Genomic DNA, 23,344 nt, shown 5'->3' on the forward strand with positions numbered 1-23,344 from the left:
CGCCTACCCCGACCCTCCGGGAGCGAGCAGATGCAAGCCCGCGCCATCCTGGCGTCCGTCCTCGCCGTGGCGCTGGCCCTTTCCGGCTGTGCGCAGCCGGAGCGCACCATCGCACCCGCCGGCGCTCCACGGCCGGTGGAATCGACCACGCCGCCCACCCCGACACCGCACCCCAGCGTCACCAAGCCGGCCAAGCCGCCCCTGCGGCCGCTGCCGGCCAAGCTCCCCGCCGGTCTGGGGCGCAACACCGGCGTACGCCCGGTGGCCCTGACGTTCGACGACGGGCCCAGCCCGGCCTGGACACCCAAGGTGCTCGACCAGCTGAAGGCCGCCAAGGTGACGGCGACCTTCTGCGTTGTCGGTCGCGAGGTGCAACGTCACCCGGAGTTGGTCCGGCGGATCGTCCGGGAGGGACACCAGCTCTGCAACCACAGCTGGCGTCACGACCTCGATCTTGCCCGCCGACCTGTCGGCGAGATCCGGGCCGACCTGGACCGCACCAACAAGGCCATCCGGAAGGCCGTTCCCGGCGCGAAGGTGTCGTTCTACCGGCAGCCGGGCGGCCGGTGGACGTCGGAGGTGCTCGGGGTGGCCAAGGACCTCGGCATGCGTCCCCTGCACTGGTCGGTCGACCCGCAGGACTGGGACAAGCCGACCGCGGCCACGATCGGCAAGCGTGTGCACGCCGCCACCCGGCCCGGTGGGATCGTCCTTCTGCACGACGGGGGCGGTAATCGGGCCGCGACACTCGCCGCATGCCCGAAGTTGATCGCCGACCTGAAGCAGCGTTTCGGCATCACCCGGCTCCGCTAGAAACGCTCTGACCTGCGGTTATGGCCCGCATCAAGCCCTTGCCGACACCGATTTTGTCGACCGACGGAGCATCACGTATGCTTTCCAAGCCTCCGGCGGGGCCGGATGGGAGCAAGTCCGCTTGAAGTTGCGAATGTGCAATGATGGCGGGGCCGCCCTCATCGTCTAGCGGCCCAGGACGCCGCCCTTTCAAGGCGGTAGCACGGGTTCGAATCCCGTTGGGGGCACGACCGGCGTAAGCCGGAGCAAGGCAAGACCGGCGCAAGTCGGAGCAACACAAGCTAGGTCCTGTGGAGCAGTTGGAGTGCTCGCCGCCCTGTCAAGGCGGAGGTCGCGGGTTCAAGTCCCGTCAGGACCGCAGCGCTGACGCCGCGCCCCGCGCGGCGTTCTGCGTATCGGAGCAGGTCGCCTTGCCGCCGGTTCGTCCGGTTGCCGGGTAACATGAGCCGAGCGACACGGCCAGGTAGCTCAGTTGGTACGAGCGTCCGACTGAAAATCGGAAGGTCGGCGGTTCGACCCCGCCCCTGGCCACATAGCCTTTCGCCGGGCTACAGAGGTCCCCGCCAGCGGAAACGCAGGTGGGGATCTTGCTTTGGTGGGTCGCTTTCAGTGACGCCATACCCACCACTCTCCTGGATGATCAACACGACTTTCTGAAGTCGCGCGGTCCCAGCAGGCGCGACACCGCGCGCGGTGTTCAGTGGTCGCGGCGACCCTGCGGGCGATGCTGGGCCACGCTGCCCTGGATCGCCTCCCACACGCTGCGCCCGGCCTCTCGTAGCGTCTCCCCCGCCTGCTCGGCGAACTGGGCTGCGTTCTGCGCCGCAGCCTGCGCCGCGCCTGGAAGACCACCGTCGCCGTCCCCGGACGGGCTCGGACCGGACGCCGCCGACTGGCCGGGCTTGTTGCCGGTCTGCCCGGCGGTCGGCCCCGCCGATCCCGGATGCTGGCCCTGAGGACGCCGACCCTGCGGCTGCTGGCCCTGCGGCTGCGCCTGGTCGGCAAGCCCTGGGCCGCCGGCTCGCGGCCCGGGTCCGCCGGCACCCGGTCCCGAACCGACCGGGCCAGCCCCGGACCGACCCGCATCCGGCCGATCAGAACCCAGGCGTCGACTCGATGCCTTGATCTCCGCTGCGCCCGCGGCCAACTGCTGGGCGCTGCGGTTCACGTCGTCGACGGCGGTGCCGGCCGTGCCCGCGAGCGCCTCGATGATGTGTGGGTTGTGGTCGAGCGTGTCGAGCGCGCGGCCCAGGATTCTGGTCAGCTGCTCCAACCGCACCCGCAGCTGCGCCTCGGCGTTCACCCCGTCGATGTTCAACTCGCCGCCGTTGAGGTGCACCCGTACGCCGGCGTCGACCTGGAGCAGGTTGGCCACCCGGGCCCGCAGCGACAGGTCGGCCTCCAGACCGTCGACCGCCAGTCGGATGGAGTCGACGGAGACCTTCGGAATGTCGAGCAGGACGTCCGGGTTCCCGCTGTCGACGTTCCGGTCCGGCTCCCGCTGCTGCCCGCTCTCGCTCATGCTCTCCCGCCCCACCTGCACACCGGCCCGGTCGTCCGAGCCGTTGGGCGCGGTTACCCGCTTTCCGGCGGGCCATCCCGTCCGTGACGACTCGACGACCCGCTGTCTGGAACCGGGCACAGCGCGAAGCTGCACACCGAGGCATCAGCCGGTATGGTCCGGGCCTATGGGACAGGAATTGACTGATCCGGCCGACATCCGGCAGGACGTCGGCCAGTTCTCTCTCCGGTGCAGCCTTCTCGTCCCGGGCTCCGCCGAGCACGCGTTCGCGGTCTTCACCGACGAGCTGACCGACTGGTGGGTCACCGAATACACCTGGTCCGGCCCGGACGCGCTGGCCGAGCTGGGCATGGAGCCTCGGGCCGGCGGCATGCTCTACGAGATCGGCCCGTACGGTTTCCGCGCCGACTGGGGTCGGGTGCTCACCTGGGATCCGCCTCGCCGACTGGTCTTCGTGTGGCAGATCGGTCCCGACCGGGCGCCGGTGCCGGACCCGGCCCGCGCGAGCGAGGTCGAGGTGCTGTTCCATGCCGAGGGGCCGGAACACACCCGGGTCGAGCTGGAGCATCGGCACTTCGACCGGCACGGCGAGGCTGCCGAGGGTTACCGCAAGGCGCTCACGGCCGGCTGGCACGAGCTACTCACCCGCTACGTCGCCACGGTGTCGCGCCACCGTCCCAGCTCGACGGCCTGACGACCTGCCGGGTCACCGGCCGAGCCGCCGACCGGCAGCGACGCCGCCGACGTCCCGACCACCAAGGTTCGCGCGTTGGCCGGCCTCCGCCCCCGAACCGAAGCCGGTGCCGCCCAACCGACGTGGCGGTGCGGTACGCAGCCGTGGGTACTCCTCGGTGAGCCGGCGCTGCACCCGGTCGGACCGGTCGGCCAGCACCAGCGCCATCGACGGTGCGCCCGACTCGGTGGCCGCCGCCGACTCGGCCGCCCAGAGTCGACCTCCGACCACCTCGGCGAAGCCGGCCAGCCAGGAGCGGCGGAAGGCGGCGGGGTGGTCGTCCGCGGGCACCTCGGTGGCGGCCAGGCCGTGCGCCGCCTGCACGAGCAGTGAGGTGAAGAGCAGGTCGACCCGTTCCAGGTCACTGGCGAAGCCGAAGAGGTGCAGGGCGAAGCCGTTGCCCTGCCGACGGCGTACGCAGCGGCAGCGCAGCGGCTCGGCCACCGCGGCGAGCAGGCCGACCTTGTCGCGGGCGTACGGGGCGACGACGTCCAGCACCCGATCGCCGACCGGGTCGGTGGTCGGGTCCCGGGCGGCGAGCAGCGCCCGGTCGACGCCGTAGCGGGCGATCAGCTCGGTCGCCTTGGCGGTGAACGCGGCGGCCTCGGCCGGCGTGCAGGCCGGGTCCTCGGCCTGGGCCAGCAGCTTGCGCACCTTGCTGAGCATGGCCTCGGACATGCCTACAGAGCTACCACACGGGCCGGACATCATCGGGGCCGCACGGCAATCGATCGATACGTATCATCGTCACGGCCAGATGATCAGTCCGATACGGACGGTCAACCAACTGCTTGGAGGAACGAACGGATGCCATCCCCGACCGCTCGTCTACTTGCCGTCGCCACGGCCACCGCACTGCTCTCCGTCGGCACGCCCGCGCAGGCGGAGCCGACCACACCGACCACGCCGGTCAACTCCGGGGCGAACGCGTTCGGCCCGCTCGCCACCTGTTACGGCGGGGCGGTCCGGTCGTACTTCGAGACCGGCCGCTACGGCGGCTCGGCCGGCCAGTACCGCACCACGACGCGCTGTCGCGACATCAACGTGCGCAACGCGAGCGTGTACGCCACCGACGCGTGCGTGATCTTCGTCGACAAGACGAGCGCCTGCAACTACTGGACCTACCTGCCGGCCAACTCGGGCTGGATCACCGTGGCGACCAACGTCCGGGACGGCGTCAACTTCCGGGTCCGCTTCGAGAACCTGCGGTATGAGTACGAACCGCTGATCGCGTACCACGCGTTCTGACCGATCCGTACGGTCGCGGTTCACCCGGCGCGGCTGCGCAGGGTGGCGATCGTCGAGCCGGCGAGTGTGAGCAGGCAGTCGGGGAGCAGCCCGTCGGCTGCCGCCGCGCCGAACAGCGCCTCCCCGGTCGGCTCGTCCCGATTCGCGTACGCGCTGACGAAGCGGGCCACCCAGCGGGTGTCGTACCCGGCCTGATCGATCCCCGGAAAGTCGAGCGCCGCCCCGCTGGCCGCCGGCGCGTCACCGAGCATTGTCGCGGCCAGGCACCAGGCGACGCCGTACGCGCCGTTCAGGCCGGCCCGGTCGACGACCGCGTCGAACGCCCCCACCACCGCGTCTCCATCGCCGGTCAGCGCCGAACGGAGCACGGCGGCCGCGTCATCGAACGTCTGCTGTGGTAGGTCGGTCACGCAGCGCACAGTAGGACGGGTGGTCAAGCACCCCCGACAACCGTCACTGTCCGTGTTCAACGCGAGCTACCTGCGCATTACGCCACCTCCACGGTCCCGCCGCCGGCCTCGGCACGCTAATGTGCGCAGCGGACCTTCGCCGGAGGAAGGACGACCATGTTCGAATCACGCCGCTCGCGGGTAGCCACATTGGCTGCCTGCGCGACGATCCTGCTCGCCACAAGCGCTTGCGGGGATGACAAGCCCGAAGAGGCCAGCGCCCAACAGGTGCGCCTCTACGGCACGGACGGCAACATGCTCAACTCCTACCCTGCGGAGTTGAAGGAACGGGCGAGTCTCGTCGACGGGATGAAGGGCACCACGCCCCTCGTTCCGCTGCCAGACGACTTCAAGGGCCGGCTACGGGCCGTCAATCCGGCGCTGACGGACTACGTGTACTCCGCCGAGACGTACGACGCGGTGGTGATCGCCGTGCTCGCCGCCCAGTTGGCCGGGAGCACCGACCCTGCCGCCATCACCAAGCAGATCGTCGCCGTGACGAACGACGGGCAGCGCTGCGAGGACCCGGCCAGTTGTCTCGCGCTGGCCCGCAACGGGCAGGACATCGAGTACCGCGGCGTGTCGCTGACCCGGGCGGGCTTCACCGACAAGGGTGAGCCGGCCACCGCTAGCTACGCCACACTGACCTTCGACGGGCAGCAGATCAACGACGGCAAGACCGAGTTCGTCGGCGCGGGCATCGAGTCGGCGGCGAGCACCAAGACGCCGCCGAAGCCGAAGAAGCAGCGCCCGGGTGGCGCCGCCGACCAGGAGCCGCTGATCCTGGGCAGCCTGCTGCCGAAGACCGGTGACCTCTCGATCGCCTACCCGCCGATGGCCGCCGGCGCCGCGCTGGCGATCAAGGAGATCAACGCCGCTGGCGGCGCACTGGGCAAGCCGGTGACGTGGCTCGACGGCGACGACGGCACCAACCCGGCAGTGGCCAAGGCGACGGTGGCCAAGCACGTGGCGGACGGCGTCAGCGTGATCATCGGTGCCGGCGGTTCGGGCATCTCCCGGGCGGTGCTGCCGGACGTGGTGCAGGCCGGGAAGATCCTCTTCTCCCCGTCCAACACCGACGCCAGCCTGACCGACGTCGACGACCAGGGCCTCTACTTCCGCACCGCCCCGCCGGACAGCCTCCAGGGCCGGGCGCTGGCCGACGTGATCCTCCGCGACGGGTCACAGAAGATCGTCATCGTCGCCCGCAAGGACTCCTACGGTGAGGGCCTCCAGGGCACCGTCCGCGAGGAGCTGGAGAAGGCCGGTATCGCCAACGACCGGCTCAAGCTGTTGACGTACGAGCCGCCGGCCGACGCGAAGGCCGCACCGGTCGACTTCAGCGGCGGCGCAAAGGAGATCAAGGAATTCGGCGCGGACGCCGTACTGATCATCGGTTTCGGTGAGTCCGCCCAGGTGATCCGCGGCCTGGCCGACGCCGGGGTGCAGATCCGGCAGTAGGCAGGACCAGAAACCACAACGGCCGCACCGGCTTCCCGCCGGTGCGGCCGTTTCTGGTACGCGGGATCAGCGCGGCCGGCGGCGCTCCAGGAACTCGGTCATCCGGCGGTGCTTCTCGTCGTCCTCGAAGAGCACCGCCTGGCTGACCAGGTCCAGATGCGGGTGCGCGGCGGCCGGCGCGTCCACCGCCAGCTTGGTCAGCCGCACCGCCAACGGTGAGCCCAGGGCGATCTCGTCCAGCAACGCGTGCGCCACAGCCAGCAGCTCGCCCGGCTCGTCCACCACCCGGTTCACCAGGCCGATCCGCAGGGCCTCCGCGGCGTCCACCCGCCGACCGGTGAAGAGCAGCTCCTTGGCCAGGCCCTCGCCGATCAACGCGGGCAGCCGGTGGGTCGCACCGGCGCCGGCCAGGATGCCCAACCGCACCTCCGGTTGCCCGAAGACCGCCCGCGCCGTGCACACCCGCAGATCGCAGGCGTACGCCAGCTCCGCGCCACCGCCCAACGCCGGGCCGTCGACGGCCGCCACGGTCGGCATCGGCAGCGCCCGGATGCGGGCGAAGGCGGCCGAGTTGATCGCGGCGAGGGCGTCCGTGCGACCCCGTTCGCGGAGTTGGCCGATGTCGGCGCCACCGGCGAAGATGCCCGACGCGCCGCCGGTGAGCAGCAGCAGGCGCGGCCGCGCCTCCAGCTCGGCGCAGACCTGGTGCAGCTCGGCGATCAGGTCGGCGTCGATGGCGTTGCGCTTCTCCGGCCGGTCCAGGGTGACCACCAGCCGGTCCGGCCGCTCCTCGATCCGCAACCCGCTCACTGCTTGACACCGCCTTCCCAGCGGTAGAAGCCCTGTCCGGACTTCTTACCCAGCCGCCCCGCGGCCACCATCTCCAGCAGCAGCGGGGGCGGCGCGAAGCGGTCCCCGTACGCGGCCTGGAGGGTGCGGGCGATGTCCAGCCGCACGTCGAGGCCGACCAGGTCGGTGAGTTCCAACGGCCCGATCGGGTGCCGGTAGCCGAGCACCATGGCCTTGTCGATGTCCGCCGGGCTGGCCACCTCGTCGGCGACCATCCGGATCGCCTCCAGCCCGAGGGTGACCCCGAGCCGGGAGGTGGCGAAGCCGGGCATGTCGCGTACGACGACGGGGTCCTTGCCGAGCCGGCCGGCGAGCGCGACGGCCGCGGCGGTGGTCTCCTCGGCGGTGGCCGGGCCGACCACGATCTCCAGCAGCGCCATCGCCCAGACCGGGTTGAAGAAGTGCAGACCGAGAAAGCGCTCGGGCGCGTCCAGCTCGGCGGCCAGCGCCCCGATGGCGATGCTGGAGGTGTTGCTGCCGAGCAGCGCCGGACGCAGCGTGGCGGCGTCCCGGAGCACCGCACGCTTCAGGGCGAGACGCTCCGGCACCGCCTCCACGATCACCTGGGGGGCGGGAGCGACCTCGGCGAGGGTCGGGCGCAGCGTCACCCGCTGCCGGTTCGTGGCGGCCTCGTCGGCGCTCAGCTTCCCGCGCTGCACCGCCCGCTCCCACAGCTCGGCGAGCCGGTTCAGCGCTGCCGCACCCCGCTCGGGGTCCACCTCGACCAACTCGACGGCGTGCCCTGCGCCGGCCGCCACGTACGCGATGCCAAGTCCCATCGTGCCGGCACCGACGACCACGAAACGATCGCTCATCACGCCTCCCTGTCCCGTCCGCCGACGCGCGGGGTCCCCGCTACGCCGGCCCGGGTGTCCCGCCCGCTCCGCTCGCTCATGGTGCGACCCTAGACAGCGCGACGACCCGGCCCATGCGTGGGGGAGCGCCGGATCGGGTAATGACGGCCCGTCAACCGAGGGAAGGACCGCATCGACATGAGCCAGGCACCGGAGAGCGTCACCGACGGGGAGATCGTGGAGACCCGAGGCGACGAGCGGGTCGAACTGCTGCGCGCCGACACCAACAACGACGGCAAGACCGACGTGTGGGTGGTGGACACCGACGGCGACGGCAAGGCGGACCTGTTCCAGTTCGACACCGACGGTGACGGCAAGGTGGACATCACCATGGTCGACATCGACGAGGACGGCCAACCGGACGAGGTTGTCGACGGCGACGGCGGCCTTCCGCCCGAGCAGCTCCCCCCGACCGTCCAGGTCTGAGACGTACGGACGGCCCCCGCTCTCCGCCTGGCGGAGTGCGGGGGCCGTCCTGCTCAGTCGACGAGGCGCAGGGTGGCCAGGTAGTAGGGGGCGTCGCGGTCGTCCACATCGGTGAGCCGCCAACCGGTGCCGTGCACCAGGCCGGCGAACTCGTCCGCCGAGCAGACCAGGTAGTCGAACCACTCGGTGCTCAACTCGCGGTAGCGCAGCCGCAGCCGCAGCTGGCCACCGAGCCGGCCGCGCCGACGGTTGCGCTCGTGGTAGCCGGTGTGCAGCGGGTCGCGGGTGCCGTACGGGTCGGTGCCCTGCGCGATGATCTGCGCCCCCGGTCGGGCCAGTGCGGCGAGCGCGGCCAGGAACTCGGGAGCGCGGTCCCGCCCCTCGAACAGCCCGAGGTTGTTGCCGAGCAGCAGGAACGTGTCGTACCGCGACCCGTCGGCGACGTGTGTGTCGACGGTGCCGTGCACCAGCCGCCGGACACCGCGACGCCGGCTCACCTCCAGCGCGCCCGCTGAGGTGTCCAGCCCGGTGACCGGTACGCCGCGCTCCTGGAGCAGCAGCGCGATCCGGCCGGCTCCGGTGCCGATGTCCAGCGTCTCGCCGTGCGCCCGGTCCACCGCGCGGTGGTCGTACGGCTGCCACTCCGCCGGCCCGTCCAGGTAGTGCGCGGACGGGGCGCCGTTGATCAGACCGTCGTCCCGTTCGATGATCTCGATGACCGGTCGCGGCAGTCGACCACCTACCAGGGGCCGGGGACCTACTCCGGTGGCCACGGCGAGCGTGTCTCGCAGCAGTTCGCCGATCACGTCACCGATTAGGGGCTCAACCGTCACGGCGTTCACGCTATCCGGCCACTCAGTGGCCCGCGCCGGCCGTATCCTGGCGGCGTGACCATGCTGGACCGGCTGTCGGCCGAGAAGTACATCCTGCTCACGACCTTTCGCAAGGACGGTCGGGCGGTGCCGACCCCGGTCTGGGCGGTACGCGACGGGGAGGCGCTGGCGGTCTGGACCCGGGCCGACTCGGGCAAGGTGAAGCGGATCCGCCGCAACGGCGACGTGACAGTGGCCCCGTGCGACGTGCGGGGCCGGCCACACGGGGCGGAGGTGTCAGCTCACGCGACGATCTACGGGGGCGGTGACACCGGTCGGGTCCGCGACCTGCTCAAGCACAAGTACCGCCTGATCGGCCGGCTGAGCCTGCTGGGCAGCCGGTTGCGTCGCGGCGAGGGCGGCACTGTCGGCATCCGGGTGACGTTGGCCGAGCCGCGGCGCTGACCCCGCAGCGCTGAGGCGCGGCCGGGGTCGTGCTCGGGCTGGGCATACGTCAGGGGCGGCAGATCGAGATCCACCGCCCCTGACGAAGAACTGTTGCCTGCTCAGTCGCCCTGCCGCTGCTGCGGGATCTGGCCCTGCAATAGCGCCCTGACCTCCGACTCACGGTACCGACGGTGGCCACCCAGGGTGCGGATGGCACTGAGCTTGCCAGCCTTGGCCCACCGGGTCACCGTCTTCGGGTCGACCCGGAACATCGACGCCACCTCGGCCGGCGTGAGTAGCGGCTCTGGTTCGTGCGTTCGCGATGCCATCGGTCACTCCTCCACATGTATAGACATCGGCCGGGGTCCCGCCGGCCGACGCGTCTCCCATGGTCCGGCTAGTCCCCGATGTCCGACATGGGCCGAACGGATGAAGGTCCCTAGACGGACGGATGAACCATGCCCGATTTTTACGACTTTTACACGGCAGAAACCACCTTATTCGGACTCATGATCACGGTTCGTGATGCGTCAACTACGAGCACAACTCACCTTGGGAGCGCTCCTAGGGTGATATGCCCTAGTTGCACCGCTCCAACAGCTGCACCGCGCGCCACCGGGCCACCAACTTGTCGTACGCGGCCGACGCCTCCTCGGCCTCGCCGCGGGACAGCCCCGCGAGCCCGCCGGCGACCAGTTCGGGCGAGTCGTCAGCGGCGAGCGTCTCGTCGGAGAGCAGGTCGACCAGACCCCCGTAGTCCAGCTCGACCACGGACCGCGGATGGAACTCCTCCAACCAGCGGGCCGCCTCCTCCACCGCCTCGGTGATCGGCGCCTCGCCGACCGACTTGCGCAGCACCGACAGCGCCCGTGACGAGCGGCGTCGAGCCTTGGAGATCTCGGTGCGGTAGCGCAGCGCCCGTCGGCCCGGCTGGGTGACCAGGTCGCGTTCCGCCGGGTCGAAGAGCACGAACCACCGCAGCGGTACGCCCCAGGTGGCGATCTGCTCGTGCACCCGGGGCACCCCGTGCTCCAGCACCCGGGCGCCACTGCGCCAGTCGTCCACCACCGCCCTGGCCTGCCCGGCGAGCACCGGCGGCACGAAGGCGTCGGCGAGCACCGAGGGCACCCCGTCCCGGGCGCTGAGCGCCGCCTCAGCGACCCGGATGCGCAGGTTCCAGGGGCAGACCAGCAGGCCTTCGTCCGTCTCCAGGACGTACGCCTCCTCCGGCAGGTCCGGCAGCCGGGTCCAGCCAGCACCCAGCGCCTCGATCACCGCCGTCCGCTGCCGACCGGGCCCCTCGACCGGGGCTATCGCGCGCCCCTCCGAGACGTAGCGGCGCCAGTAGCTCTGCCGGTCTCGATCGAAGGCGGCCAGCGGTTCGTACACGCGCAGGTAAGAAGCGAAGAGCGACGGCACCGCGCGATCCTCCCACGAACCACGCCCGTACGCGGTCAGCGGCCGGAGCACGCGCGCCGCACCGTGGGACGGCCGCGGCGCGTCGAGCGCCCGCCCGGCGGCCGATACTAGGCTCGATCACACCGGCAGCATCCCCGCCGGGGTCCACCAGGTCCGCGTCCCACAAGGACGCACACCACAGTAGGAGCCAACAATGGGCGTATTCGCGAGCACCGACGACCCGGTATCGACCGGTCACGAACAGGTCGTGTTCTGCCAGGACAAGCAGAGCGGCCTGAAGGCGATCATCGGGATCTACTCCACCGCGCTGGGCCCGGCGCTCGGGGGCACCCGCTTCTACCCGTACGCGAGCGAGGACGACGCCCTCGCCGACGTGCTGGACCTGTCCCGCGGAATGGCGTACAAGAACGCGCTCGCCGGGCTGGACCTGGGCGGCGGCAAGGCCGTCATCTGGGGCGACCCGGAGCAGATCAAGAGCGAGGCGCTGCTGCGCGCGTACGGCCGCTTCGTGGAGTCGCTGGGCGGCCGCTACTACACCGCCTGTGACGTCGGCACGTACGTGGCGGACATGGACGTGGTGGCCCGGGAGACCCGCTACGTGACCGGGCGCAGCGTGGAGCACGGTGGCGCCGGCGACTCGTCGATCCTCACCGCCTGGGGTGTCTTCCAGGGGATGCGGGCCGCGGCCGAGCACGTGTGGGGCACTCCGAGCCTGCGGGGCCGGCGGGTCGGCGTGGCCGGGCTGGGCAAGGTCGGCAAGTACCTCACCGGGCACCTGCTGGAGGATGGCGCCGAGGTGGTCGCCACCGACGTCAACCCGAAGGCGCTGGCGTGGGTGCGCAGCAACCACCCGCAGGTCACCCTCGTCGACGACTCCAGCGCGCTGGTCGCCGCGGACATCGACGTGTACGCGCCGTGCGCGCTGGGTGGCGCCCTGAACGACGACACCGTGCCGGCGTTGCGCGCCAAGGTGGTCACCGGGGCGGCGAACAACCAGCTCGCCCACCCGGGCATCGAGAAGCTGCTGGCCGACCGGGGCATCCTCTACACCCCCGACTACGTGGTCAACGCGGGCGGCGTGATCCAGGTGGCCGACGAGATCGAGGGCTTCAACTTCGACCGGGCGAAGCTGCGGGCGACCCGGATCTACGACACCACCCGCGAGATCCTGCACCTGGCTGACGCCGAGGGCGTGCCGCCGGCGGTGGCCGCCGACCGGCTGGCGGAGCGGCGGATGGCGGACGTCGGTCGGCTGCGCGCGATCCACCTGCGCTGAGCGCCTCCAGCCCCGGGGGCGGGTCGGCGAGATCCGCCTCCGGGCCTCGGTGCCGGGCCTCGCTGGGTAAGCTGAGCCGGGGTCAAATTTGATGCGGTTTGTCCGGTGTCACGGGTGCTAACCGTTCCGCTCCTTACCCGGTACACTGGGTGACGGCCGGATCGACGCGACGCGCAGAGCCGGCTGACGGTAACCCGAGGTGCCGAACGATGGCATCCCCATGTACCGTAAGAGCCACGAGAGATGCCTGACGTCATCGGGGCCCGCCTTCGGGCTGCCCCGCATTCTGTGCGAGGGGGTCGAGCCATGGGGCGCGGCCGTGCTAAGGCCAAGCAGACTAAGGTGGCGCGGGAGTTGAAGTACCACTCCCCGAACACCGACCTCACCGCTTTGCAGCGCGAACTGGCGGGTGCTGGTAAGTCTGAGCACCACTTCGACGACGACTCTAAAGAGTTCGTCGACGACGATGATGAGGATCACGCGGACGACGATCCGGATCCCTGGGTCCGTCCGACCCGCTGACCTCTCGACGCAGCTGAGCACGCGGTAACCCCCGCGTGCTCACGCACGTCCCGTGCACGTGCAGTCGCCGACGATCAGGGGCCTGGCCCGACCGGATCCACTCCGGTCGCTCGACAGGCCCCTGACAACGGCTCCCTCAGCGCGGGCGATTGTTCCAGTTGTAGAACGTCGGGATGTTCTCGAAGTGGTTCCAGGCGCAGACCGCGCTGGAGCCCTCCGCGCCCGACACCTCCGAACGCAGCCGCCGGGCGTCCTCGGCCTCCTGAAGCAGCGCGACGAGCGCGGGAGCCGCGTCCCGCACCCGTTCGGTAACTCCGTCGTCCGCTTCGCGCTCAGGCCGCCGGTGACTGGTGGTCTCGGGCATGCTCCAACACTCCCTCCAATAGGCGGATCTTGCTGTTGCGGCAGTGCTCGGTCTCCGTACCGTCAAAACGCCCCAGTTCGAAGTAACGGTTGGCGGCATGGCCACCACCGCAGAAGCCGAAGTACGGGCAGGATGCCCGACACGCCTCCACCCCGGCCAGGAACTCCCTCACCCACGGCGTCGTCGCCGCGTCGCCGAGGATCTGCGCCAACGGGGTCGTCAGCACGTTGCCGCTACTGAAGTCGCCGTAGTGCGGGTCGGTGAAACCGGCCAACTCCGGGGAGAGCACGATCACCGAGCCGTCGTGACCGATCGTGGGGATCGGGTCCAGGTGGCGGGGCAGCAATGCGTCCGCCGAGTTGTCGAGCACCGCCGCGGCGTAGCGCAACGACCACTCGATCTCCCGCAGGTGGATCCGGGGCTCCCGGCGCCACGCGCCGACCAACTCCGCCCAGAACGCGGACACCGCCGACGGGTCGTGGCGGTTGTCGCGGGTGTTGACCCCCTCGGTCTCCTCGATGTTGATGCCCAGCACGTCGCAGCCCAGCTCAAGGAAGTATTCGTACAGCTCGGTGGCGAGCCCCGGCTCGGGCCGGGACACCACGGCCAGCGCGGAGAAGGGCAGACCGCGCCGCCGCAGCACCGAGATGCCGTGCAGGATCCGGTCGTACGCCGGCTGACCGCCCCGGTTGACCCGGTCGCCGTTGCGCGCCCGGGGCCCGTCGACGCTCACGCTCACCCGCATCTCGTGCCGGGCGAAGAAATCGCACCAGTCGTCGTCGATGAGAGTGGCGTTGGTCTGCACATGGTGCTCGACCTCTGGCCCGAACGGGGCGATCAGATCGGCCAGGTGCTCTCGACCAGTGGCCAGGGGCTCGCCGCCATGCCACACGACGGAGAACCGACCGTTCGCCGCCCAGGGATTGACAGCTGCCGCGACCGCCTCGGCCACCGCCACCGGCATGCGGCGGTCGGCGGCGCGAAACGGCAGATAGCAGTACGCGCAGTCGAGGTTGCAGAGGGTGGTGGGCTGCATGACGACGTACGACGGGACGGCGGCCAGACCGCGCATCCCGCTGAACGACTGTCCCCGAGCAGCCATCGCCCTCCTCCGCCTAGCCTGAGGGTGCCCTTCAGGCTAGGCGGCATTGGCCACTCGGGTGAAGCCCTGATCAGGTGCCCGTACGATCACCGGAAAGTGATCATCCTCGGGTGTGCTGACCGACCATCTGCACGTTGCCGGTGCCCTCGATGATCTCGCCAGCCTGCCACGCCTCGACGCCACGACCGGTCAGGGTGGCCAGCGCCCGGTCGGCGTCCTCGGCCGACACGATCGCGAACATGCCGACGCCCATGTTGAAGGTCGACTCCATGTCGTGGTCGTCGATCCGACCCTTCGTCTGGATCAGGTCGAAGATCGGCTGCGGCTTCCAGGTGGACCGGTTGACCACCGCGTCGACGTGCTCGGGCAGCACCCGGACCAGGTTGCCGGGAATGCCGCCACCGGTGATGTGGGACAGCGCCCGCACCTCGGCCTCGGCGATCAGCTTGAGGCAGTCCTTGGCGTAGATCTTGGTCGGGGTGAGCAGCTCCTCGCCGAGGGTCCGCTGCCGACCGAAGTCGTCGATCACGATGTCCAGACGCATCCGGGCAGCGCCCAGCAGCACGTGCCGGACCAGTGAGTACCCGTTGGAGTGCAGGCCGGAGGAGCGCATGGCGATCACCACGTCGCCCACCTCGACCCGATCGGGGCTCAGGATGTCGGCTTCCTCGACCACGCCCACGCCGGTCGCGGAGATGTCGTACTCGTCCGGACGCAGGACGCCGGGGTGCTCGGCGGTCTCGCCGCCCAGCAGCGCGCAGCCGGCGTAGCGGCAGCCGTCGGCGATGCCCGCGCCGATCTCGGCGACCTTGTCCGGCACGACCTCGCCGGTGGCGATGTAGTCGAGCAGGAACAGCGGCTCGGCGCCGCAGGCCACCAGGTCGTCGACGACCATCGCGACCAGGTCGATGCCGACCGTGTCGTGAATGTCCATCTGCTGGGCGATCACCAGCTTGGTGCCCACCCCGTCGGTGGAGGACGCCAGGATCGGGCTCTTGTACTTCTTCGTGTCCAGCCGGAACAGGCCGGCGAAGCCACCGAGGTCACCGAGCACCTCGGGCCGGCGGGTCTGCCGCACCTTCGACTTGAGCAGCTCCACCGCGCGGTCACCCGCGTCGATGGAGACACCGGCATCGGCGTACGAGACCGAGCGTTTGCGCGCCTGGCGGCCAGCACCACCCGTCCACGGCTGGCGGTCGCCGCCGGCGCCGGTCGGGCTGCTTCCTGCGCCGCTGCGCTCGGACACGTGCGTCACGGTTCTCCCCTTTGGTTCTCGGTGCCGCCGGCGGTAGCCGGGCCGCGCCGGTTGGTGCTACGGGCGGTTTGCGGTAACGCCACCCGGAGTGGCGACGGACGAGCCGTTGGTGTGCGGGGCCTCCGACGCCGAGTTGGCGACGCGTCGACCCACCCCTTCGAGCACGTGCTTACCGATCAGGTTGCCGGCTGGCAACTCGATCGGGTACTCCCCATCGAAACACGCCCGACACAACCTGGTCTTCGGCTGCTCGGTCGCGGCGATCAGGCCGGGTAGAGAAACGAAGCCCAGCGTGTCGGCGCCGATGGAGCGCCGGATGCCGTCGTTGTCCAACCCGTTGGCCAGCAGCTCCGCCCGGGTGGCGAAGTCGATGCCGTAGAAGCACGGCCAGCTGACCGGCGGGGAGGAGATCCGGACGTGCACCTCCAGCGCCCCCGCCTCACGCAGCATCCGCACGATGGCGCGCTGGGTGTTGCCGCGCACGATCGAGTCGTCCACGACCACCAACCGCTTGCCGCGGACGTTCTCCCGCAGCGGGTTGAGCTTGAGCCGGATGCCGAGCTGACGCAGGGTCTGCGACGGCTGGATGAAGGTGCGACCCACGTACGGGTTCTTCATCAGGCCGGCGCCGTACGTGATGCCGGACGCCTCCGCGTACCCGATGGCGGCTGGGGTGCCCGACTCGGGCACCGGGATCACCAGGTCGGCCTCGACCGGGTGCTCCTTGGCCAACTGCCGGCCGATCTGCACCCGCGCCGAGTGGACGTTGCGTCCGGCGATCGTGGCGTCCGGGCGGGCGATGTAGACGTACTCGAAGAGGCAGCCCTTCGGCTCCGGCGCGGCGAACCGGGTGGAGCGCAGCCCGTTCTCGTCGATCGCGATCAGCTCGCCCGGCTCGACCTCGCGCACCACGCTGGCGCCGACGATGTCCAGGGCGGCCGTCTCGCTGGCGACGACCCAGCCGCGCTCCAGGCGGCCGAGCACCAGCGGACGGACACCGTGCGGATCGCGGGCCGCGTAGAGGGTCGACTCGTCCATGAAGACGAAGCTGAACGCGCCGCGCAACTGCGGCAGCACCTCCAGCGCGGCCGCCTCGACCGACAGATCCGGTCGGCTGGCGAGCAGCATCGTCACCAGGGAGGTGTCGTTTGTCGAGCCGTCAGCGATGAGGCCGCGCTCGGCGACCTCCTTCTCCAGCTCGGCCGTGTTGACCAGGTTGCCGTTGTGGGCCAGCGCGATGGTCGTGCCGGAGGTGGTCGACCGGATCGTCGGCTGGGCGTTCTCCCAGTTGGACGCGCCGGTGGTGGAGTATCGGGCGTGCCCGATAGCCAGGTGACCACGCAGGCTCGCCAGGGTGGGCTCGTCGAAGACCTGCGCCACCAGGCCAAGATCCTTGTAGACCACCACGCCGGAGCCATCGCTCACCGCGATGCCCGCCGCCTCCTGGCCGCGGTGCTGTAGGGCGTAGAGGCCGAAGTAGGTCAGATTGGCAACCTCTTCGCCGGGGGCCCAGACGCCGAAGACGCCGCAGGCATCCTGGGGGCCAGGTCGTTGGGGGTCAAGGTCGTGGCTCAGCCGGCCGTCGCCTCGGGGCACCTACCGCTCCCTCATGCTGGTCTGGACCGGCCGGGCGGGGATCACTGGAGGATCCACTCTCCTCTGCCGGGACCACTGTCATCGCCTGACAGTGTACGCGAATCGACGTCAACACAGAAAGTCACGATTCCGCTGCTCACCGTTACAGTCAGTGGGACATCGGGACGACTAGAGGGGCAGATACGCCGAGAGGTCCGCGCGGTTGCCGCTCATCTGGACACGACCGTCGGTCACCGCCTCCGCCCAGGTGACCCTGCCGGTCGCCAGTTCCAACCAGGTGTTCGGGGCCATCTCGACCACGTTTGGTGGATTTCCCCTGGTGTGTCGAGGCCCCGGTACGCACTGGATCGCCCCGTATGGTGGAACGCGCACCTCCACCGATCGGCCGGGGGCGCGCTCCTCGAGGACGGCCAACAACGACCGGACCGCCTCTCGGAACACCGGCCGTTCGGGTGTACGCCCCTCGTCGAGCGCCGACAACGCGGCCACAACGGCAGCGGACTTACTGTGCGGAGAGGACACGACGGGACGATACGACCCCCAGGCCAGACACGCGACGCTGGCCCTGGGTCGCGCTCATGCAGTCGGACAAGGCATAGTTGCCGACGGCGTATTCGTACCGTGATGATCCCCGGCCCGGCGCCCCGCCGGTCAGAGGGAAGTCAGCCCGGAAGGCGGTGGACGTGTCAACACACCGACGTGCCTGGAAGCAGCGGGCCGGTGTGGTCGTAGCGCTGGTTGCCGGCGCTCTGCTCGCCGTCCCCGCCACACCAGCCATGGCCGCAGATGTCAGCGTTTCCCCCGGCTCGATCACCGTAAACGCCGGCAGCGACGCCACGATCACTGTGAGCGTCACACCGGGTAACGGTGACGACAAGGCGACGATCAGCCTCGCCGGCCTGCCCTCGGGTGTTCGATGTGCCAGCGGTTGTGGCGAGATCGACCTGCCCGGCCTGGGCAATCAGCCGAGGTCGCAGCTGGTCCGGATCGCGGCCAACGACAACGCCGGCGACGCGACCGCGACGGTCACGGTGGCTGTCGAGGCCGAGTCCGGCCCGGACACCGCCAACGTCTCGCTGACCGTGAAGGGCAAGGCCGCTCCGCCGCCGCCGCAGAACCAGACCGTGCGGTCGGTCTCCGGCAAGGTAGTCGCACAGGCAAACGGCAAGGCCGTGCCGAACGCGGTGGTCATGCTGCGCGACAGCACCGGCCGACAGCTCGACACCACCAGCAACGGCAGCGGCGACTTCCGCTTCACCGGCACCACCGACAAGCCGATCGCACCCGGACGGATCGATCTGGGTGCCAGCTTCGACAACGTGGTGGCCACCAAGACGATCAACGCCGCCGCCGGACAGGCCGTCACCGGGCAACGAATCAGCCTCGCGATCAAGGTCGAGGTGACGCCCAGCGCCACCCCGTCCGCCACCCCCGAGGCCACCCCGACCGACGAGGTGACCGAGGAGGGCACCGAGGAGGAGCCCACCGAGGAGGCCAGCCAGGGTGCTCCGGCGAACGCCGCGAACAACGAGGACAGCGGCGGCATCGGCTCGTACCTGATCATTCTGCTCGGTGGTCTCCTGGTCGCCGCCGGTGTCGGCACGATCGTGCTGCTCTGGATGAAGCGCAGGGAGAACGGCGACGACGACGACGCCCCGGCAGCTGCCGGTGGCGGCGGTGCGGTGCCGCCCTCGCGCGGCGGGTTCCGCGGCCCCGACGACCAGACCCGGGTGGTCGGCGGTCGTCCCGGCGGTGGAGCAGACCCGACCATGGTCGGCGGCGCGGCGCTGAGCGAGGCGCCGACGATGATGCACCGACCGGTGGTCGACGACGTTCCGCCAGACCCGTACGGCGCGCCTGCCCAGGCGTACGGCGGCGCGGGTCAGCAGGGCTGGGGCGGCGCCGGCTACGGCGAGGAGCCAGCGTCCGCCGGGTACGGTGCCGGCGGCTACGGCAACGCCCCGGCTTCCGGTGGCGGCTACGGCGCTCCGGCCGGCCCGGAGGGCGGGTACGGTGCCGGTGCGGCCGGTGACGGTTACGGTGCCGGCTACGGGAACGCTCCAGCCTCCGGTGGCGGCTACGGCGGTCGTGACTACGACGCCCCGGGCGGCACCGCCGCCTACCCGCCGGCTCCCGCTGGCGGAGCGGCCTACGGCGAGCGGTTCGACGAGCCGACCGGCCGGTACACCGGCGACAGCACCCAGTACCCGGCCCCGGCCGACCCTTACGCCACCGGCGTCTACCAGCCGGAGCAGGGGCAGGGGTACGGCCAGCCCGACGCCGCCCCGTACGGCGGTCGCGCCGCAGAGCCGACCGCCGGATACGGCGCTCCGGAGGCTGGCGGGTACGACCAGGGCGGCTACGGTCAACCGGCCGGTGGATACGACCAAGGCGGCAACTACGGTCAGGAGCCTCCGCAGCAGCGCGGCGGCTACGACGACCGGGGCTACGACCAGGGCGGCTACGGCCAGCCCGCCGGTGGATACGACCAAGGCGGCAACTACGGCCAGGAGCCTCCGCAGCAGCGCGGCGGCTACGACGACCGGGGCTACGACCAGGGCGGCTACGGCCAGCCCGCCGGGCGGAACCGGCCGGACACTCCACCGCCGCCGACCGAGCGCGGCGGTCGCCGCCTCGACTGGCTGGACGACTGACCCCACCACAGCACATGGAAACGGCCACCCGGAGATCCGGGTGGCCGTTTCTGGCGGCGGTCAGGCGCGGTCAGGCGGCGGAGAAAACGCCCTGGTGCAGCACCGGCACGACGTCCGACACGCCGATCCGGACGGCGACGTCCACGTCCGCGGCGAAGCCGCTCTCGGTCAACTCCCGTCCGGAGACGCTGCCACGCACCGCGGCGGGCAGGTCCGGGGTGCTCGCCAGCGCGGCGAGCGCCATGGCCGCCTCCACCGAGAGCCCACCCGGCACGCCGGAGAGGGCGTCCAGCACCGAGGCGGCGCCGAGTTGGTCCTCCACCGACGGGCGCAGCGAACCGTCCGGCCACCGCTCCCCCGAGGCGATCACGCCGATCGGGGCGTCCAGCGTGCCGTACCCCTGGCGGCGCAGCCATTGCCCGACGGCGCGTGCGTTGCGCAGGCACGCCGCGACCACCGGCAGACCGGTGGCGCTGGCGGCGGCGCTGATGGCCGAGCCGTTCGGGGAGGGCAGCACGAGGTCCGCCACCACTGGTGCGCTGCTCAGCGCGGCGGGCGAGAGCGACCACGGATGTTCCGTGGTCGTCTGCCGCCGCCCGACAGCAGCGGTCGCACCGACCCGGACGGCGTACTCGGCGGCCTGCTCACCCCAGGGGAACGGGTGCACCCGCATGCCCCTGGCGACCGCTACCTCCACGGCGGTGGTGAACGAGAGAACGTCCACCACCACCAGCGCCGCGCAGACCCTGCCGAGTTCGGCCGCCCCGGTCAGCCCCCAGTCGAACCGGGCACCCGATCCAGGTTGGCCGTAGACGGCGGCCGTCAACGCCTCAGCGCTCGTCAGGCGACGGCTCGGTGTCACCGGAGTCAGACTCGGACGCCCCACCGGGCTGCTCCGACCCGATCGGCTCGACCGCGCCGGTCTCCGGAGAAGGACCCGAGGAAGCGATCGGCTCGGAGACCACCGCCGCCGCGTCGACCGACTCAGCCGGCGCGACCGGCAGCGGGACGGCCTCGACCGCACCCGCCACACCGGCAGCCGGCGCGGGCACCTCGACGGCCGCCGAGCCCCCGAAGAGGCGCGGCAACGTCTCGGTGTGCGCGGTGCGCAGCTCGTCCAGGCCGATCCGGAACTGGCCGTGCACCTCGAGCGCACCACCGGACGGGTCGGTGACGCCGATCAGCTCGAACGGCACGCCCCGCTCGGCGCAGAGCGCCGCGAACGCCTTGTCGTGGCCGCGCGGCACCGAGACCAGCGCCCGCGTGGCGGACTCGCTGAACAGGTAGACGAACGGCATCGAGCCCTCGGCGAACTGCTCCGGCACCGCGACCCGGGCACCGACGCCGCGACGCAGGCAGGACTCGACCAGGCTCTGGGCCAGGCCCCCGTCGGAGAGGTCGTGCGCGGAGGCCAGGTGACCGACGCGGGCCGCCTCGGCCAGCAACTCGGCGAGCGCCTTCTCGCGGAGAAGGTCGACCTGCGGCGGAATACCGCCGAGGTGCTCGTGCGTCACCCAGGCCCACTCCGAGCCGGACAGCTCCACGTTCGTCTCGCCGAGCAGGTAGAGCTGGTCGTGGTCGCCACCGGCGCGCGGCACGAAGCCCATCGGCACCCGGTCGGCGACGTTGTCCAGCACGCCCAGCACGCCGACCACCGGAGTCGGGTGGATGGCCGCCGCGCCGGTCTGGTTGTAGAAGCTGACGTTGCCGCCGGTCACCGGGATGCCCAGCTCCAGGCAGCCGTCCGCCAGGCCGCGCACGGCCTCGGCGAACTGCCACATCACGCCCGGGTCCTCCGGCGAGCCGAAGTTGAGGCAGTCGGTCACGGCGATCGGCTTCGCGCCGGTCACCGCCACGTTCCGGTACGCCTCAGCCAGGGCCAGCTTGGTGCCGTTGTACGGGTCCAGTCGGGCGTACCGGCCGTTGCCGTCGACCGACAGCGCCACACCGAGACCGGTCCGCTCGTCGATCCGGATCACGCCGCCGTCCTCCGGCTGGGCGAGCACTGTGTTGCCCAGCACGTAGCGGTCGTACTGCTCGGTGACCCAGCTCTTGTCGGCCAGGTTGGGCGATGCGATCATGCGCAGCACGGTCTCCCGCAGCGCCTCCGGGTCGGCCGGACGGGGCAGCGTCTCGGCCCGGTCGGCCTGGAGCAGGATCAGGTCGGCCGGCTCGCGCATCGGCCGGGCGTAGACCGGGCCGTCGTCGACCAGCGAACCCGGCGGCACGTCGACGACCAGGTGGTCCTGCCAGGTGATCAGCAGTCGACCCGGGCTGCCGTCCGGCTCCGGTGCGGTGACCTCACCGATCGCGGTGGCGAGGACGCCCCACTTGTCGCAGGTCTTGAGCACCGCGTCGAGCTTGTCCGGCGCGACGACCAGCAGCATCCGTTCCTGCGACTCGCTGGCCAGGATCTCGTGCGGGTCCATCGAGGGCTCGCGCAGCGGCACCCGCTCCAGCCAGACCCGCATGCCGGTGCCGGCGGCGGCGGCGGTCTCGGTGAGCGCGCAGGTCAGGCCGGCGCCGCCGAGGTCCTGGATGCCGACGACAAGTTGGCCGTCGTACAGCTCGAGGCATGCCTCGATCAGCAGCTTCTCGGTGAACGGGTCGCCGACCTGCACGGCGGGGCGGCGCGCCTCGCTGCCCTCGTCGAAGGTGGCGCTGGCCAGCACGGAGACGCCGCCGATGCCGTCGCGGCCGGTCTTGGCGCCCATCAGGACGACAACGTTGCCCGGGCCGGCGGCGGCCTTGTTCTGCAGCCGACTGACCGGCAGCACGCCCAGGCAGAGCGCGTTGAGCAGCGGGTTGCCCTGGTAGGAGGGGTCGAAGACCAGCTCGCCACCGATGTTGGGCAGGCCCAGGCAGTTGCCGTAGCCGCCCACGCCGGCGACCACACCGGTGAGCACCCGGGCGGTGTCCGGGTGGTCAGCGGCACCGAAGCGCAGCGGGTCCATCACCGCGACCGGGCGGGCGCCCATGGCGAGGATGTCCCGGACGATGCCACCGACGCCGGTCGCCGCGCCCTGGTACGGCTCGACGAAGCTCGGGTGGTTGTGCGACTCGACCTTGAAGGTCACCGCCAGCTCGTCGGAGATCTGCACGACACCGGCGTTCTCACCGATGCCGGCGAGCATCCGGTCGCTGTGCGGGGCCTTCTCGCCGAACTGGCGCAGGTGCACCTTGCTCGACTTGTAGGAGCAGTGCTCGCTCCACATGATCGAATACATCGCCAGCTCGGACTGCGTGGGCCGGCGGCCGAGGATCTGCCGGATCCGGTCGTACTCGTCGTCACGCAGGCCCAGCTCGGTGTACGGCTGAAGCTCGCCCGGGGTGCCACCGGCGCGCGGCACGGTGTCCACGCCCTCGGTCCAGACGGCGGCGGCCGGCTGGGCGGGAGCGGTTGCCGGTGCGACCGGCTGCGCCAGGCTCGGCTCGGCCGGCTGCGCCGGGGCGGAGTACGCCTCCGGTGTGTCCCGTACCGGGTCCGGATGGGTGGTCATGACCTCTCCTCGCTGCGCTCGTGCCCGCCAGGCCGGCGGTTG

24 protein-coding genes and 3 tRNA genes are annotated in these 23,344 nt (G+C 71.1%); 12 read left to right on the forward strand and 15 right to left on the reverse strand.

Annotated elements, in window-relative coordinates:
• Nucleotides 1-30: 30 nt before the first annotated feature.
• The 4 genes from PSH03_RS12975 to PSH03_RS12990 all read left to right on the forward strand — a co-directional run bounded on the left by PSH03_RS12975 (nt 31) and on the right by PSH03_RS12990 (nt 1,344).
• Entirely contained in the window at nt 31-813 is a 783-nt protein-coding gene (locus PSH03_RS12975; RefSeq protein ID WP_238689249.1) for a polysaccharide deacetylase family protein, read from the forward strand.
• Nucleotides 814-967: 154 nt separating this feature from the next.
• A tRNA-Glu gene (locus PSH03_RS12980) sits at nt 968-1,040 on the forward strand.
• A 57-nt stretch (nt 1,041-1,097) separates the two neighbouring features.
• A tRNA-Asp gene (locus PSH03_RS12985) sits at nt 1,098-1,171 on the forward strand.
• A 99-nt stretch (nt 1,172-1,270) separates the two neighbouring features.
• Nucleotides 1,271-1,344, forward strand: a tRNA-Phe gene (locus PSH03_RS12990).
• Between the two features lie 166 nt (nt 1,345-1,510).
• Here the strand turns inward: PSH03_RS12990 and PSH03_RS12995 are convergent.
• Entirely contained in the window at nt 1,511-2,455 is a 945-nt protein-coding gene (locus PSH03_RS12995) for a hypothetical protein (RefSeq protein WP_210784166.1), read from the reverse strand.
• A 46-nt stretch (nt 2,456-2,501) separates the two neighbouring features.
• On the opposite strand from PSH03_RS12995, the gene PSH03_RS13000 reads away from it, so the two are divergent.
• Nucleotides 2,502-3,029, forward strand: coding sequence for an SRPBCC family protein (locus tag PSH03_RS13000; RefSeq protein ID WP_238689250.1), 528 nt, complete (start codon nt 2,502-2,504; stop codon nt 3,027-3,029).
• 12 nt (nt 3,030-3,041) lie between these two features.
• Here the strand turns inward: PSH03_RS13000 and PSH03_RS13005 are convergent, their stop codons facing one another.
• Nucleotides 3,042-3,746, reverse strand: a complete 705-nt coding sequence (locus PSH03_RS13005) for a DUF2786 domain-containing protein (RefSeq protein ID WP_238689251.1) — start codon at nt 3,744-3,746, stop codon at nt 3,042-3,044.
• Between the two features lie 129 nt (nt 3,747-3,875).
• On the opposite strand from PSH03_RS13005, the gene PSH03_RS13010 reads away from it, so the two are divergent.
• The gene (locus PSH03_RS13010; RefSeq protein WP_210784163.1) at nt 3,876-4,316 is read left to right on the forward strand and encodes a hypothetical protein; all 441 of its coding nucleotides are present in this window, start codon (nt 3,876-3,878) and stop codon (nt 4,314-4,316) included.
• A 20-nt stretch (nt 4,317-4,336) separates the two neighbouring features.
• Here the strand turns inward: PSH03_RS13010 and PSH03_RS13015 are convergent, their stop codons facing one another.
• Entirely contained in the window at nt 4,337-4,726 is a 390-nt protein-coding gene (locus PSH03_RS13015) for a hypothetical protein (RefSeq protein WP_210784162.1), read from the reverse strand.
• Nucleotides 4,727-4,882: 156 nt separating this feature from the next.
• On the opposite strand from PSH03_RS13015, the gene PSH03_RS13020 reads away from it, so the two are divergent.
• A complete protein-coding gene (locus tag PSH03_RS13020) occupies nt 4,883-6,226 on the forward strand; it encodes an ABC transporter substrate-binding protein (protein ID WP_238689252.1) in 1,344 nt (447 codons plus the stop codon).
• 66 nt (nt 6,227-6,292) lie between these two features.
• On the opposite strand, the gene PSH03_RS13025 is transcribed toward PSH03_RS13020, so the two are convergent.
• Nucleotides 6,293-7,036, reverse strand: coding sequence for an enoyl-CoA hydratase/isomerase family protein (locus PSH03_RS13025; RefSeq protein WP_238689253.1), 744 nt, complete (start codon nt 7,034-7,036; stop codon nt 6,293-6,295).
• Nucleotides 7,033-7,890: a 3-hydroxyacyl-CoA dehydrogenase family protein gene (locus PSH03_RS13030; RefSeq protein WP_238689254.1), complete on the reverse strand. Its 858-nt coding sequence runs from the start codon at nt 7,888-7,890 to the stop codon at nt 7,033-7,035. Before PSH03_RS13030 ends, PSH03_RS13025 begins: the two co-directional genes overlap by 4 nt.
• Before the next feature lie 177 nt (nt 7,891-8,067).
• Here PSH03_RS13030 and PSH03_RS13035 point away from each other — a divergent pair, with 177 nt between their 5' ends.
• Nucleotides 8,068-8,355 (forward strand): hypothetical protein, encoded by a 288-nt coding sequence (locus tag PSH03_RS13035; RefSeq protein WP_091396025.1) that lies wholly within the window; start codon nt 8,068-8,070, stop codon nt 8,353-8,355.
• A 53-nt stretch (nt 8,356-8,408) separates the two neighbouring features.
• Here PSH03_RS13035 and PSH03_RS13040 read toward each other — a convergent pair whose 3' ends face one another.
• Nucleotides 8,409-9,188, reverse strand: coding sequence for a class I SAM-dependent methyltransferase (locus PSH03_RS13040; protein ID WP_238689255.1), 780 nt, complete (start codon nt 9,186-9,188; stop codon nt 8,409-8,411).
• A gap of 54 nt (nt 9,189-9,242) precedes the next feature.
• Between PSH03_RS13040 and PSH03_RS13045 the strand changes: the two genes are divergently transcribed.
• The gene (locus tag PSH03_RS13045; RefSeq protein ID WP_210784157.1) at nt 9,243-9,632 is read left to right on the forward strand and encodes a PPOX class F420-dependent oxidoreductase; all 390 of its coding nucleotides are present in this window, start codon (nt 9,243-9,245) and stop codon (nt 9,630-9,632) included.
• A gap of 101 nt (nt 9,633-9,733) precedes the next feature.
• On the opposite strand, the gene PSH03_RS13050 is transcribed toward PSH03_RS13045, so the two are convergent.
• Together PSH03_RS13050 and PSH03_RS13055 are read right to left on the reverse strand one after the other, a co-directional pair.
• Nucleotides 9,734-9,943: a BldC family transcriptional regulator gene (locus PSH03_RS13050; RefSeq protein ID WP_007073996.1), complete on the reverse strand. Its 210-nt coding sequence runs from the start codon at nt 9,941-9,943 to the stop codon at nt 9,734-9,736.
• A 250-nt stretch (nt 9,944-10,193) separates the two neighbouring features.
• Nucleotides 10,194-11,033, reverse strand: coding sequence for a DUF8083 family protein (locus PSH03_RS13055; RefSeq protein WP_210784214.1), 840 nt, complete (start codon nt 11,031-11,033; stop codon nt 10,194-10,196).
• Between the two features lie 193 nt (nt 11,034-11,226).
• Between PSH03_RS13055 and PSH03_RS13060 the strand changes: the two genes are divergently transcribed.
• Together PSH03_RS13060 and PSH03_RS13065 are read left to right on the forward strand one after the other, a co-directional pair.
• On the forward strand, nt 11,227-12,309 hold the full coding sequence (locus PSH03_RS13060) for a Leu/Phe/Val dehydrogenase (protein WP_210784156.1): 1,083 nt from the start codon (nt 11,227-11,229) through the stop codon (nt 12,307-12,309).
• A gap of 306 nt (nt 12,310-12,615) precedes the next feature.
• Nucleotides 12,616-12,831, forward strand: a complete 216-nt coding sequence (locus PSH03_RS13065) for a DUF3073 domain-containing protein (protein WP_030332207.1) — start codon at nt 12,616-12,618, stop codon at nt 12,829-12,831.
• 136 nt (nt 12,832-12,967) lie between these two features.
• On the opposite strand, the gene amcA is transcribed toward PSH03_RS13065, so the two are convergent.
• The 5 genes from amcA to PSH03_RS13090 form a co-directional block, all read right to left on the reverse strand.
• A complete protein-coding gene (gene amcA, locus PSH03_RS13070; protein WP_210784155.1) occupies nt 12,968-13,195 on the reverse strand; it encodes a multiple cyclophane-containing RiPP AmcA in 228 nt (75 codons plus the stop codon).
• Nucleotides 13,164-14,267 (reverse strand): cyclophane-forming radical SAM peptide maturase AmcB, encoded by a 1,104-nt coding sequence (amcB, locus tag PSH03_RS13075; protein WP_305076082.1) that lies wholly within the window; start codon nt 14,265-14,267, stop codon nt 13,164-13,166. The genes amcA and amcB overlap by 32 nt, the downstream gene beginning before the upstream one ends.
• Before the next feature lie 130 nt (nt 14,268-14,397).
• Nucleotides 14,398-15,552, reverse strand: coding sequence for a phosphoribosylformylglycinamidine cyclo-ligase (gene purM / locus PSH03_RS13080; protein ID WP_091396042.1), 1,155 nt, complete (start codon nt 15,550-15,552; stop codon nt 14,398-14,400).
• Between the two features lie 57 nt (nt 15,553-15,609).
• On the reverse strand, nt 15,610-17,148 hold the full coding sequence (gene purF / locus PSH03_RS13085; RefSeq protein ID WP_210784153.1) for an amidophosphoribosyltransferase: 1,539 nt from the start codon (nt 17,146-17,148) through the stop codon (nt 15,610-15,612).
• Between the two features lie 168 nt (nt 17,149-17,316).
• The gene (locus PSH03_RS13090; protein ID WP_238689256.1) at nt 17,317-17,670 is read right to left on the reverse strand and encodes a sterol carrier family protein; all 354 of its coding nucleotides are present in this window, start codon (nt 17,668-17,670) and stop codon (nt 17,317-17,319) included.
• A gap of 161 nt (nt 17,671-17,831) precedes the next feature.
• On the opposite strand from PSH03_RS13090, the gene PSH03_RS13095 reads away from it, so the two are divergent.
• Nucleotides 17,832-19,802, forward strand: a complete 1,971-nt coding sequence (locus tag PSH03_RS13095) for a carboxypeptidase regulatory-like domain-containing protein (protein WP_238689257.1) — start codon at nt 17,832-17,834, stop codon at nt 19,800-19,802.
• 70 nt (nt 19,803-19,872) lie between these two features.
• Here the strand turns inward: PSH03_RS13095 and PSH03_RS13100 are convergent, their stop codons facing one another.
• On the reverse strand, nt 19,873-20,628 hold the full coding sequence (locus PSH03_RS13100; RefSeq protein WP_238689276.1) for a 2-phosphosulfolactate phosphatase: 756 nt from the start codon (nt 20,626-20,628) through the stop codon (nt 19,873-19,875).
• A 4-nt stretch (nt 20,629-20,632) separates the two neighbouring features.
• Nucleotides 20,633-23,302: a phosphoribosylformylglycinamidine synthase subunit PurL gene (gene purL / locus PSH03_RS13105; RefSeq protein WP_210784152.1), complete on the reverse strand. Its 2,670-nt coding sequence runs from the start codon at nt 23,300-23,302 to the stop codon at nt 20,633-20,635.
• Nucleotides 23,303-23,344 lie beyond the last annotated feature (42 nt).

The sequence above is a fragment of the Micromonospora salmantinae genome, from assembly GCF_022230905.1.
GTDB lineage: Bacteria > Actinomycetota > Actinomycetes > Mycobacteriales > Micromonosporaceae > Micromonospora > Micromonospora salmantinae.